The organism is Pseudomonas sp. BF-B-30, assembly GCF_019956305.1.
In the GTDB taxonomy this organism is placed as follows: Bacteria; Pseudomonadota; Gammaproteobacteria; order Pseudomonadales; family Pseudomonadaceae; genus Aquipseudomonas; species Aquipseudomonas jessenii.
In genome coordinates this window covers 315,343-328,792 of sequence record NZ_JAHBDG010000011.1, presented here as the reverse complement: position 1 = coordinate 328,792, position 13,450 = coordinate 315,343, and the positions used below count along the sequence as shown (strand labels likewise).

The window sequence follows — 13,450 nt, the reverse complement described above, 5'->3', positions numbered from 1 at the left end:
TGAATCTGTAACGTACTGCGCCGCAAGCTCATAGTCGTTACCTCGAAACGAGCCGCAGAGCCCGACTTGCGCCCCCTGCAGGAGCGAGCTTGCTCGCGATGGAGTCAAGGACGACGCGTTTATCCAGGAGGTTCGCGTTTTCGTTGACCTCCATCGCGAGCAAGCTCGCTCCTACAGGGTTCTGTGCCTAATTCTGATGAGGTAGCCAGATGTATCAGTACGACGACTACGACCGGGCATTGGTGCTCGAACGAGTTGCGCAGTTTCGTGATCAGGTCGAGCGCTTTCTGGCCGGTGAGCTGAACGAAGAAGAGTTCCTGCCATTGCGCCTGCAGAACGGCCTGTACATGCAAAAACACGCCTACATGCTGCGGGTGGCGATTCCCTACGGCACGCTGAGTGCCCGGCAGATGCGTACGTTGGCGAGCATCGCCAGGGATTACGATCGCGGTTACGGCCATTTCACCACCCGGCAGAACATGCAGTTCAACTGGATCGAACTGGCCCAGGTGCCTTCGATCCTCGAACGCCTGGCCGAGGTGGAAATGCATGCGATCCAGACCTCCGGCAACTGTGTGCGCAACATCACCACCGAAGCCTTTGCCGGGGTTGCGGCCGACGAAATGATTGACCCGCGACCGTTGGCGGAAATTCTGCGGCAGTGGTCGACCATCAACCCGGAATTCCTGTTCCTGCCGCGCAAGTTCAAGATCGCCATCTGCTCGGCCGAGCAGGACCGCGCGGCGATCATGATGCATGATATCGGCCTTTATCTTTACCCAGGCTCCGAAGGACACATGCTCCTGCGAGTCATGGTGGGCGGCGGTCTGGGGCGCACGCCGATCCTCGGCGTGCAGATCCGCGAAGGCTTGCCGTGGCAGCACCTGCTGTCTTACGTAGAGGCGGTGCTGCGGGTGTATAACCGCCATGGCCGGCGGGACAACAAGTACAAGGCGCGAATCAAGATTCTGGTCAAAGCCCTGGGCATCGAGGCCTTCGCCCGGGAAGTGGAAGAAGAGTGGCAGTACCTCAAGGACGGCCCGGCGCAACTGACCCTTGACGAGTTCGAGCGGGTGGCCAGTGCGTTCGTCGCTCCGCCATATCGTGATCTGTCCGACACCAATCTCGATTTCGGCACGCACCTGGCCGAAAACCCGGCGTTCGCTCGTTGGGTGCAGCGTAACGTGCAGCCGCACAAAATATCGGGCTATGCCAGCGTGGTGTTGTCGACCAAGCCCGGCAGCGCTGCGCCACCGGGCGATGTCACCACCGAGCAGATGGAGGCGGTGGCCGAGTGGTCCGAGCGCTTTGGCTTCGGTGAAATCCGCATTGCCCATGAGCAGAATATCGTCCTTCCGGACGTGCCCAAGGCCGATCTGTTCACCCTGTGGCGCCTGGCCTGCGGACACAATCTGGGCAGCGCCAACGCCGTATTGCTCACCGACATCATCGCCTGCCCCGGTGGCGACTTCTGCGCACTGGCCAACGCCAAGTCGATTCCCATCGCCAAGGCTATTGCCGCTCGCTTCGAAGACCTCGACTACCTGCACGACCTGGGTGATATCAGCCTGAATATTTCCGGCTGCATGAATGCCTGCGGTCACCATCACATCGGCAACATCGGCATTCTGGGGGTCGATAAGAACGGCACCGAGTGGTACCAGATCACCCTCGGCGGCGCCCAGGGCAAGAACAGTGCGTTGGGCAAGGTCATTGGCCCGTCCTTCAGCTCCGCCGAAGTGCCCGAGGTGATCGAGCGCATCATCGACACCTTCGTGCGTTATCGCGAGAGCGAAGAACTGTTCGTCGACGCCTTCCAACGGATCGGGCTAGAGCCGTTCAAGGAGGCGGTCTATGCGAAAGTGCTGGAGGTGTCGGCATGAACAATCTGTTGCGGCTGGAAGAGGGCGTGGCGCGGATTGTCGCGGATGATCCGTGGAAGCTTGTGCGCGACCCGCAAGCACCGCTGCCCGTGGGTGCGACGATTCTGCCGCTGAGCCGTTGGCTGGAAAACCCGTCGCAAAACGGCGTGTGGCTGGGGCCGGACGATGAAGTGGAAAGCCTCCAGCCGTGGTTTACCCAACTGCCCTTGATCGCCCTGGATTTTCCGAGCTTTCGCGATGGCCGCGGGTACAGCCAGGCGTATCTGCTGCGTGCGCGATTGGGTTGGGCCGGCGAGTTGCGCGCCATCGGCGATGTCTTGCGCGATCAACTCAGCCTCATGCGCCAATGCGGTTTCGACAGCTTTGCAGTGCGTGAAGACAAATCCGCAGAAGATGCATTGAAGGGATTGGCGGGGATGAGCGTGTTGTACGGGCGTTCGGTGATTGAGCCGCGGCCGTTGTTCAGGCGGCGCTGAATTCGGTCCCTGTAGGAGCGAGCTTGCTCGCGATGGACGTCAACGAAAACGCGATTTTTTTGAACAAACGCGTCGCCTGTAACGCCATCGCGAGCAAACTCGCTCCTACAAGTATCTCCCGTCACTTCAACGCCGGATCCCCCATGTTCATTTTCTTCCAGCCCTGCAACAGCACCTGCGCCTTGGGCTCCTGGCCGTTGTCCAGGTAATACTGGATCAACGACAACCGGGCATTGCGATTGGCCGGCTGCACCTTCAACAGCCGTTCCAGTTCGGCGCACGCCTGGTCAATCTTGCCGCTGTCATGCAGGGCCACTGCCAGCACATAGCCGAACTGCCCGCTCTGGGGTTCCAGTTGCGCGGCCTTGCGCAGGTACGGCATGGCTTGAGCGGCCTGGCCCGCACGAATCAGCGCCAGGCCCTGGGTGTGTTGCAGCAGACCAGAGTCGGGGTGGTCCTTGAGGCTTTGCGCCAGTAGGGCATGGGCTTCCTGACTGCGTCCGCTGGCCTCCAGCCATTGCACCAGGGTGACCAGTGCCGGGTAGAAGTCCGGATCGCGCTGCAGGGCGGTACGCAGCAAAGCTTCGACTTCTGCGCTGCGGCCATCGGCCTGATAGAGCATGGCCAGGTTCAGGTTGGCCTCGGCACGCTCGGCCAGACTTTTTTGCACCGCTTCGTACTCGGCAATGGCGGCATTCCAGGCGTCCTGGGCGCTGCCCAAGCCATTGCGTGCCACGCTGAGCAGGTCCCGGGCGACGGCGATGCGTACAGCCCGGACCGGGTCGCTCAGCAACGGCGTCAGCAATGGCGCGCGCTCCGCCGGCGGCAGGAAGGCGCTGATCGCCCGCACCGCGCTCTCGCGGACTTGCGGTGCCGGGTTGCCCAGGTCCCTGGTAGCCAGTTTCAACGCCTTTTCGCTCGGGTACGCCGGCAGTTCGGCCAGCAGCGTCGCGCGCTGGATCGCCGGCAGGTTGCTGCGTTGCAGTTGCTCGAACAACGCCTGCGCGGCGCCGGGCTGGCCGTTGCGAATCAGCCACAGGCTGTCGTCGTAGCGAGGGGCTTGTACCGTGCTGGCATTGGCGGTGTTCCACAGCATGAACTGCTCGGTGACCTTGTCGCCGGCCTTGCCTTTGTGGCAGGTCAGGCAGGCGTCAGGCGTACCGAGTTTCTTTGCTCGCTCAGGATTGGGAATGCTGAAGCTGTGGTCATGCCGCAAGTCGTTGCCCATGTAGAACTTGCCGGGCATGTGGCAATCCACGCACTGCGAACCCGGCTGGCCCATGGTGTGGCGAGTGTGTTCGATGGAATCGTAGTTTTTCGCTTGCAGGCCCTTGCCGTCGACGCCTTCCACGGTGGTTTTGCCAGCGGTGTTGTGGCATTGCAGGCATACACCGTTGCCGGGTGCCTTCAACTGTGTACTGTGGGGGTTGTGGCAGTTGCTGCAACGCACGCCCTTGTCGAACATTTTGCTCTGGGCAAAGGAGCCGTGCTCGAACACTTCGTCCTTGATCTTGCCGTCCAGCGCGTACAACTCGCGGGTCAGGACGCTCGGCAGGTAGTCATCCATCAGCCGTTTGCCGACCGTGTAGCCATCGTCAAGGGGCGCGCGGCGAGAGTGGCAGCGGGCACAGGTTTCGATTTCGGCGGTGGCGTTCTTGTCCTTGAGGTCGACGGCAAAGCCTACGTGGATCAGGTCGGTTTTCTTCGCGGTCCATTCCAGGTGATTGGACGCCGGGCCGTGGCAGGCCTGGCAGCCGACACCGAGGCTGTTCCAGTGACTGTCGAAGGTGTTTTTCGCCGCATCGAAATTGCGCTTGTAACCGGTGGTGTGGCACTCGACGCACATGAAGTTGGCGTTCTGGCTCGGCTTGCTCCAGTGCAACGGGTTCTTGAAGGTCACGCCCTGACCCGGATAGAGGTGAAACCAGCGCTGCTTCTCGGTATCCCAGGCCACGCCGAGGGCCTGGAGCCGGCCTTCGCCGACCTCGATCAGGTATTGCTGCAAGGGGGTGATGCCAAAGGTGTAGGCGACCTTGAAGTCGGCATTCTTGCCATCGATACCCGGCGTGTTGACCCAGAATTCGTCGCCTTTGCGCGAGAACACCGTGGTCTCTTTCTCGGCCTTGAAGGTGACGTTGTTGAAGTCGCCGAGCAGGGTGTCCGCGTTGGCTTGCTGCATCGCCAGTTGGTGATGGGAGCCTTGCCAGTCCTTGACCTGCTCGCCGTGGCAGCCCTGGCATTGTTGCTCATCGACCATTTTCGCAGGCTCGACAGCGACCGGTTGCGGTTTGGCCGGTTGCACGGCAGGCGCGCTGACGGGGACTGGCTTGAGCGGCGTCGGTGTACTGCCCAGCAAAAACCAGCCAATACCCGCCACAGCCAGCAGCAGGACGCCAATGGTGACAGGGAACAGGTAACGGTTGATCAGGGTCGGTTGCGAATCAGGGTTTGGGGTTGCAGCTTTATTTTTATGTTTCGGCATTACGACTTCCATGGTCCAGGTGCGATTGCCTTGCGGCGCGCGATGAAGCTCGATGCAGCTTTGCCGGATGACCGGTCTGTGTCAAATGATGTTGTTTTGAGGCTGATGGCCCCTTCGCGGGCAAGCCCGCTCCCACAGTGTTTTGTGTCGTACTCAATTGTCGTGAACAACACCAGACCCTGTGGGAGCGAGCTTGCTCGCGATGGCGATCTGTCAGGCGTCGCATCACTCCCCGACAAACCACCGGTAATACGGATTCCCGGAATCCCCACGCATCACCTCGCGCATATCCCTGGCCCAAGCGTCACGGTTTCCGTCGTACGCATGCAGGCTCGCCCGATAGAACTGCATCAGGCGTTGTTGCTGGGTGTTCATGCGCTCGATGAACCCGGCGTCGGCGTTCAACACGGCTGGCGACTGGTGCAGGGCGAGCAGGGCGGGCAACACGCGGCTGATCTCTTTCGAGCGAACCCAGGGTGCGTACTCGATGCGCGGCTGATCGTCCGTCACCGGTTGCGCATCGCCAGCGAAGCGTTCAAGCCCCTCACGATCAGTCACCCATGTCGCGAGCAATGCTGCGGCCGAACCGACGCCGACATCCTGCAAGGTGCTGCGAACGCTGTCCTGCTGGAAGCGCGCGTTGATCTTCGCCGCATCCAGTTCAATCGGCTCCATCGAACCCACCAGCAGCATCTCGTGGAACTCGCTGGTCCACAGGGTCGCGTACGGGAACACGTCGAGGAAGCTGCGCACCAGAGAGCGCGAGTCGTCGATGTTCTGCGTCGGAAGCGGCAGCCATTGCGCGACCAGGCCTTGTTTGTGCAAGCGGCTGGCGGCCAGTTGGTAGAAGTCCCGGGAATACAGGTTGACCACGCCGGCAGCGGAGGGCGGTGGTGGCTCGAGCGTGATCAGGTCGTAGCGCTGCGGATTGCGCAGCAGTTCCTGGCGACCGTCACGCAAGCGCACATCGACCCCCGGATCGGCCGCGGCGTTGAAATTACCCTTGAACAAGGGGGCTGCCTTGACCACCGAAGGCAGCAGTTCGGCAACCACGCGATGTTCCAGGCCGGGGTAGCGGGTCAGGGCGCCCGCGGTGATGCCGGTACCGAACCCGATCACCAGTGCCGAGCGCGGCTCACCGTTGTGGATCAGCAGGGGCAGCAGCGCCTGGATCCGCATGTAGCGCAGGGACGGCATGGCGTCACCGGTATTGGATACGCCCTGAATGTACAAACGCTGGAATGCCCTTTCTCCCTTGCCCTGGGTGACCACGGCGACGGTGCCGCCACGGCCTTCTTCGTAGAACGTCAGCGTGCCATTGCGCGCGCCCGGCAGCAGGCTGGCGAGCTTGTTGACCGGCGTGAACACGGCGAGCGCCAGGGACACCAGGCCGATGGCAATCACCGCCTGACGCCGGCCTTTCTTCACACCATGGCCCTTGCGCACGGCGAGGTACGCGATACCGGCGGCAATCAGCGCCAGCAGGCCCAGGGTCCGTACCAGGCCCAGCATCGGGATCAGGATAAAGCCGCAGAGCATCACGCCGACAATCCCGCCAAGGGTATTGAACGCGACGACTTCGCCGACATGGCGCCCCACCTGTTCGCCGCCGACGCTCAAGCGCAGGGCCAAGGGGAACGCAGCCCCCAGCAACAGGGTCGGTACAAACACGATGCTCAAGGCAGCCACCGCAAACCGCGTGCTCATGCCAGCCAGTTCACTGCCGCCCAATGACAATACCCAGGATTCGGCCAGGGTCTGGGCGAGCACCAGCCAGCGTCCGAGCAACGCCACTTCCAGCAAGGCAATCGCGCCGGCTGCGGCAATCAGCACGCCGAACACCCCCCAGGGATCGCGCAGGCGATCGACCCGACGAGCCAGCAGCATGCTGCCCAGGAACAAGCCGGTGAGGTAAGTCGCCAGCACCACGGCAAAGGCGTAGGTGCGGGTGCTCATGAATTGCACGATCGATTGCGACCACACCACTTCGTAGCCCAGGGCTACGCCACCGGCAATGGAGTACAGCCACAGGGCCAGGCGGTCGGGGGCTTTTTCAGTGTGATGTTTCACCAGGGCATCGACGGGTACCCCGCGCTGGCGCTGGAACCACAAGGCCCCAGCGGCGGCCAGCAGGTTCAGCATGGCGGCGGCCAGCGCGCTGCCGCGCACACCGAGGGTGGCAATCAGCACGAACGCGGCGAGCAGGGTGCCGGCGATGGCCCCGGCGGTGTTCGCCGCATACAGCTGCCCGCCGGCCTTGCCCAGGTGTTGCGGGTCAGTGGCCAGGGAGCGAACCAGCACCGGCAGGGTGCCGCCCATCAACAGGGCAGGAATACCCACCAGCGCGAACGGCAGCACCCAGGCCAGCAAGCCCATGTGTGCTTCCAGCCAGGCAAACGGGCTGGCCGCCAGGCTCATGGCAAAGGTTGCAGAGACACCGAGCACGGCCACCAGCACTTCCAGCCCGGCGTACAGCACAACCGGTTGCTGCATCCGGTCCGCCCAGCGCCCGAACAGCAAGCCACCCAGGGCCAGCCCGGCAAAGAACGCGCTGATCCCGGTGGTGATGGCATAGACCTCGACGCCTACGACCAACGACAACTGCTTGATCCACAGCACCTGATACACCAGCGCCGCGGCGCCGGAGACAAACAGCAGCAGGGCGGGGATCAACAGCGCCGGGGAGGCGACTTGCGGGGCAGGTATGGCCGACGATTTGCTGGCGACACGTGAGGTCATTGCGGATTGCCTTTGCAATTCAAGAAAACTGCGACTGTACGGGCCTCATCGCGGGCAAGCCCGCTCCCACAGGGATTTTGTCGTACCGAAGATCCAGTGTGGGAGCGGGCTTGCCCGCGATTGGGGCCAATACGGTCCCAACTCGGAAACAGTACCGCTCGCCAATGAAGGCGAGCGGCGGTCCAGCGGTCTTACTGTGCAGCTTTCATTTTTTCAGCGATCTTGGCGTCTACCGCAGCACGGATCTGGTCGATGCTGAAGCTGGCCGGTCTCTGGCTGGGTGGATACTCGATGAAGGTCTGCAGGAACGTTGCCGATTTTTCGACGGCTACAGCCGCCAGGTAGACGTTCTTGGTTTGCCAGTCGTAATACTGGTCGGAAACCACGTCGGCACGTTCATACGGGTCCATGCGCAGGTTGAAGATCTTCGGTACGCGCAAGCATACGAACGGTTCGCTCCAGACCTTGAAGCCGCCCGGTGCGCGCTGTTCGCAGAACACGGCTTTCCAGTTGTCGAAGCGCATCGACACCAGCACGCCGTCATCGTTGAAGTAGTAGAACTCCTTGCGCTCACCTTTGGGCGCCTGGCCGGTCAGGTAGGGCAACTGGTTGTAACCGTCCAGATGCACCTTGAAGTTGGTGCCGCCGGAAGTCGGTGCCCACCCCTTGAGCAGCTTGGTTTTCACGTCGGCATCGCCAGCGGCGGCCAGCAAGGTCGGGAACCAGTCCATGCCCGAGAACATCTCGTTGGACACCTCACCGGCCTTGATCTTGCCCGGCCAGCGAACGATTGCCGGTACGCGATAGGCACCTTCCCAGTTGGAGTTCTTCTCGTTGCGGAACGGCGTGGTCGCCGCGTCCGGCCAGGAGAACTGGTTCGGGCCGTTGTCGGTGGTGTAGACGACGATGGTGTTGTCGGTGATTTTCAGGTCATCGAGGGTTTTCAGCAGTTTGCCGACGTCGCCGTCGTGCTCGATCATGCCATCGGCATAATCGTTGCCGGGCATGCCGCTCTGGCCCTTCATCGATTCACGCACGTGAGTGAACAAGTGCATGCGAGTGGTGTTCATCCAGACGAAGAACGGCTTGTCCGCCTTGGCCTGTTTCTCGATGAACGCCTGCGCGGCGGCGGTGGTTTCGTCGTCGATGGTTTCCATGCGCTTGGTGTTCAGCGGGCCGGTGTCTTCGATCTTGCCATCGGCGAAGCTGTGGATCACGCCGCGCGGCGAGTAGGCCTTGACGAACGCGGGGTCGTCCTTGGGCCAGTACGGACGCTCGGGTTCTTCTTCGGCGTTGAGGTGATACAGGTTGCCGAAGAATTCGTCGAATCCGTGGTTGGTCGGCAGGTATTCATCTTTGTCGCCCAGGTGGTTCTTGCCAAACTGACCGGTGGCGTAGCCTTGGGACTTGAGGGCCTGGGCGATGGTGATGTCGCGTTTTTGCAGGCCGACCGGGGCACCCGGCATCCCGACTTTCGACAGCCCGGTACGTAGCGCCGACTGTCCGGTGATGAATGTCGACCGGCCGGCGGTGCAGCTGTTCTCCGCATAGTAGTCGGTGAACATCATGCCTTCTTTGGCAATCCGGTCGATGTTCGGAGTCTTGTAGCCGACCACGCCCATGGAGTAGGCGCTGATGTTGGTCTGGCCAATATCGTCGCCGAAGATCACGAGAATGTTGGGTTTCTCGGCGGCCCCGGCGGTTGCCGAAAACGCCATGACCGTAGTCGCCACCAAGGCGAGTTTCGGTATCCACTTACGTATGCGAGTCATCTGACTGGCTCCTTATGCTCACTTGCGTCGCGTGCTGCGACAAACGTTTATTGCGGTCCTGCGTAACGTCTTTTTATTGCACTTGCTCGGAAGTGGCGGCATCGAACGGGTAGATTCGACGCCATTCGGACGCCATGTCGACGACCGTCCAGCCACGCTTGTTTGCTTCGTCCAGGGCCTTGTCCAGACGACCGATCTGCGACTGCCGGTCGTATGCCCATTCGCGTTTGGCGTCGGTGTGATGCACCAGGCCCATGAAACGTTTGCCGGGACCGTCGGCGGTCCACTGGAGCATTTGCAGGTCGCCGTCGGAGTTGCCGAAGGCGAGGATTGGCCGACGACCGATCACCGCGTCGATGCTTTCCGGTTTGCCCGGGCCATCGTCGTTGTGGGCCAGTTTCGGCGTGCGCAGGATCGACGCCTTGCCATCCTTGTATTCAAAGCTGGTAACGAAGGTCGTGCCGATAACCTGCTCGGGCGGTACCCCATAGACCTTCTCGGCGAAGGCTCTCATGAACCCGGTGTCGCCACCGGAGACGATGTAGGTCTTGAAGTCTTTGCCGCGCAGGTAGTCGAGCATCTCCAGCATCGGCTGGAAGATCATTTCGGTGTACGGCTTGCCGGTTTTCGGATGCCTGGCCTGACTCAGCCAGGTCTTGGCATAGTCATCGAAAGCTTCGGTGGTCATGCCGGTGTGGGTCGCACCGAAGATCTTCAGCAGGCCCTCCATGCCGGTGGCGGCCAGTGCCTTGTGATCGTTTTCCAATACGGCCTGGAACGGCTGGGTGGTTTTCCATTCCGGGTGCTGCGGCGCGGTGCGTTTGACTTCTTCCAGGGCGAACAGCAACTCGAAGTACATCGGTTGCTCGCTCCACAAGGTGCCGTCGTTGTCGAACACGGCAATGCGGTCCTCGGGTTTGACGAAGTCCTTGCTGTTTTGATCGGTGACCGTCTGCACGAACTCGATGATCTGCTTTTTCGACGGACCGTCGTTCCAGGAGGGCAGTGGCTCGGCTGCCTGCACCAGCAGCGGCAGGCTCAAGGCCAAGGTCAGCAGGAAACTGAATGCGCGATGATGGCGTAGCGATGTCGAGTTCGTCATGGCAAGTCCTTCTCGTGAACGGGGTTGAGCGGATGAAGAGCAGAGACGACTGTTTCTCTGTTGCGTCCGGACTGACTATGCAGCGTAGACAAGGACTCCCCGATTTGGCGCAGCGCCTGGTCTTTGTCCGGTTCGCGGCCATAACAGGCGCGCAGGAAGGTTTGCAGGCGTGGGCCGAGGCCGGTCAGTTTCAGGCCCCGACGACTGCGGCGGGTCCACAGGTACAGGGCGCTGAGTTGCGCCGGTTTGCCTTCGATCTGCGGCGGTATCTGCCGCCATGCGTAGTCGGCGGACTCCAGCCAGGCGGCATGTCGGGCGCGGCGTCGGGCTTGCCACTTGAGGTGCGTGCGGTGTACGAGCGGGCGACTGAACCAGCCGAGTGCCATTACCGCCAACACCAGTGTCAATAGTCCGAACCAGTGCCCGGAAAGGTGCAGGCGATTCTGCTGGCCGAGTTTTTTCAGGTCTTCGGTAATGGAAAACACCGGTTTGTAGGCGTTGTTGGCCACCGCGTCGAAGGTCACGGCAGGCACCGTGGCCATGCGGGTTTGCTGGCTGCTGGCATCCCACCATTTGATTTCGACGGATGGCAGGCTGTAGTGGCCTTCGGTGTCGATTCGATAAGTCACGCTGTCGATGCGCTGGCCGCCATTGAAGTTGCCGCGACCGTCATCCAGATTGCGGATTTGCGGTGCTTTCGGGTAACGGCTCAGACCCTTGATGACATCCTGCGCCGGTGTCGGCAGTGACATGGCCAGGGCACCGTCGGCCTGCAAGGTCAGTTCCCGGGTGATGCTGTCGCCGACCTTCAGCGGCGTGGCCGAATTGACGGTCTTCTGGGTAAACCGCAGCCCTTGAGCCACCAGCACCGCCTCTCCGGGCTGGAACCCCGGTGGTTGCGCGGCGTTGAAGTGCAAAGGCTGGCTTTTGGCGCTGAGTTCGTGGCTTGCCTGACCCGGTGTGGCTTGTACCGTCAGTGCCGGAATGTCGTAGCCCTGGGCCAGGTTCGGGGTGATCAGGTAGCTGTAGCGCATGCCGCTGAAGGACTGGCCGTCGAAGGTCTGGTTGATGTGCTGGGCATGGCCGTCCGGTGGCATCACCAATGCGCCGGGCAGTTTCAGGTCGGGCAGGGTGGGGGCGCTGGTGAACCAGGAGTCGGTGAAGACATCTAGTCGCAACTGGACCAGGCTGCCGACCATGACGGGGTCGGCGGGTTGCAGGCTGGCCTGGACTTTCAACTGAGGGTCGGCGGCGAATGTGTTGAGGCTGATCAGGCCGATGAGCAGGGCGCCGAGTATTGTGGTGAGTGGTCGGGCCCTTTCGCGAGCAAGCCCGCTCCCACAAGGACACCACAAGCCCCCTGTGGGAGCGGGCTTGCTCGCGAATGCCGCGACGCGGTCTTGCCGAATAACGCTCATGGCTTGACCCCCGCCTGATCCTGCAAGCTGAATTTCTGCTTGAGGAATTTCGCCGGCGATGTGGTGAGGTTCTGCAACCATTGCTCATCCGAGGCCGCTTGCTGGGTCTCCACCTTTTTGCTTTGGCCTTTACCCGGCGCCTTGTCCATCTTGATTTCGTCGGGTTTGACCTCTGGCGTGTTTTTCTCGGCGCTTTCGGTGTCTTTCTGCAAGGCAATGGCCAGGGCCAGGTTGGCCGTGGCTTCCGGGAACTGCGGTTGCAATTTCAGCGCCTGGGTATAGGACGCGATGGCCTGATCGAACTTGAAGCGGCGCACGTAGGTGTTGCCCAGGTAGAAATACGCCTGCGCAGTATCGAGTCGCGCGAAGCTGGCCAGTGCCAGGTCGAAATCGGCGGCGTTGTAGGCGGCCACGCCTTTCCAGTACGGATCGACAAACAGTGCCGCCGCCTGAGGGTAGTGCTCATGTTCGAAGGCCCAGCGACCTTGCTGGTCGCGGGTGAAAAAGGCATCGGTCAGCGCGTTGGCCTGTGCCGGCGCCGGTTGCAGGCCCAAGCCCACCGTCAGCAGCAGTGCAGCCATCCAGTTCAGGCTCCAGCCCCTGCGTACGCTGAAGAAAGCGAGCAACAACAGCGGCCAGCACAGCCAGTAACCGGCGTCTTTCCAGTGCAATTCGCGCTGCTCGTCACTGGCTGCCTGGAAGTGCTGCTCGGCGTGCAGTTCGATCCAGTCCAGATCGTCATCGTTGAGGGTCAGGCTGCCCAGCGGGGCGTCCAGCGTTGAGGCAAGCTGCTTGAGGGCGTCCTGATCGAAGCTGCCGAGTTGCGGGCGACCGTCGCTGTCGGTGCGTGGCTGGCCGCTGGCATCGCGGATGATCCCGCCGTCGCTGCTGCCGGCCGCCAATATCAGCACTTGCAGCGCACTGTCTGCCAGTTGCTTGTCCAGCCCGGCCAGTGCCGAGATGTCGGCGCCATCGGTGATCAACAGCAGGGTGCCGGGCGTTTTCTCGGCGGCGAGCAGGCGCTTGGCCTGATCGATGACCGCGCTGACATTTTTCCCCGGTTTGCTGATCAGGTCGGTGCTCAGGGCCTGAATGAACGTATCGAGCAGCGCCGGGTCGTCGGTGGCGGGCAACACCAGATGCGCGCTGCCGGCGTAGGCAATCAAGGCATTGCGCGAACCGGCGCGGCGCTGGATCAAGTCGTGGAGCTTGTGCTTGACCGCTTCCAGGCGACTGGGTGGAACGTCGCTGGCGTCCATGGAGGGCGACAGGTCGATGGCAATGATCAGCGGCGCACGGTTTTCCAGAAAGTCCGGCCGATCCTGTTCCCAGGTCGGCCCGGCGGCGGCGATGGCGCCCAGTACCAGCAGCGCACATACCAGGTGCACGGGACGCAGGCGTTGCCGGTCCTGCGGGGTGATCAGCAGATGCGGCAGCAGGTGCGCGGCGATGTTGCTGCGCAAGCGCCGTTGCAGGTCCTGGTTGCGCCGCCACAGCAATGGCAGCAATGCGCCGAACACCGCGAGCAACAGCCACAGTGGGCGCAGGAAATGGAAGTCGCTGAGGTTGATGTCCATG

The 13,450-nt window shown here is 62.0% G+C and carries 8 protein-coding genes; 2 read left to right on the top strand and 6 right to left on the bottom strand.

Annotated elements, in window-relative coordinates; translation table 11 throughout:
- The first annotated feature begins 209 nt into the window (after window positions 1–209).
- Complete coding sequence (locus KGB29_RS07910; RefSeq protein WP_150813827.1) at window positions 210–1,883, top strand: nitrite/sulfite reductase; 1,674 nt, start codon at window positions 210–212, stop codon at window positions 1,881–1,883.
- Complete coding sequence (locus KGB29_RS07905; RefSeq protein ID WP_150813826.1) at window positions 1,880–2,359, top strand: DUF934 domain-containing protein; 480 nt, start codon at window positions 1,880–1,882, stop codon at window positions 2,357–2,359. Before KGB29_RS07910 ends, KGB29_RS07905 begins: the two co-directional genes overlap by 4 nt.
- 121 nt (window positions 2,360–2,480) lie before the next feature.
- Here KGB29_RS07905 and KGB29_RS07900 read toward each other — a convergent pair whose 3' ends face one another.
- The 6 genes from KGB29_RS07900 to KGB29_RS07875 all read right to left on the bottom strand — a co-directional run bounded on the left by KGB29_RS07900 (window position 2,481) and on the right by KGB29_RS07875 (window position 13,449).
- Window positions 2,481–4,841, bottom strand: coding sequence for a tetratricopeptide repeat protein (locus KGB29_RS07900; protein ID WP_150813824.1), 2,361 nt, complete (start codon window positions 4,839–4,841; stop codon window positions 2,481–2,483).
- A gap of 225 nt (window positions 4,842–5,066) precedes the next feature.
- Window positions 5,067–7,580, bottom strand: coding sequence for a fused MFS/spermidine synthase (locus tag KGB29_RS07895; RefSeq protein ID WP_150813823.1), 2,514 nt, complete (start codon window positions 7,578–7,580; stop codon window positions 5,067–5,069).
- A gap of 191 nt (window positions 7,581–7,771) precedes the next feature.
- Window positions 7,772–9,352 carry an arylsulfatase gene (locus KGB29_RS07890; RefSeq protein ID WP_150813822.1) on the bottom strand — a complete coding sequence of 527 codons (1,581 nt, stop codon included), beginning with the start codon at window positions 9,350–9,352 and terminating at the stop codon, window positions 7,772–7,774.
- Between the two features lie 73 nt (window positions 9,353–9,425).
- A complete protein-coding gene (locus KGB29_RS07885; RefSeq protein WP_150813821.1) occupies window positions 9,426–10,454 on the bottom strand; it encodes an HAD family hydrolase in 1,029 nt (342 codons plus the stop codon).
- Window positions 10,451–11,872 (bottom strand): BatD family protein, encoded by a 1,422-nt coding sequence (locus KGB29_RS07880; protein ID WP_150813820.1) that lies wholly within the window; start codon window positions 11,870–11,872, stop codon window positions 10,451–10,453. Before KGB29_RS07880 ends, KGB29_RS07885 begins: the two co-directional genes overlap by 4 nt.
- Window positions 11,869–13,449, bottom strand: coding sequence for a VWA domain-containing protein (locus tag KGB29_RS07875; protein WP_150813819.1), 1,581 nt, complete (start codon window positions 13,447–13,449; stop codon window positions 11,869–11,871). Before KGB29_RS07875 ends, KGB29_RS07880 begins: the two co-directional genes overlap by 4 nt.
- Window position 13,450 lies beyond the last annotated feature (1 nt).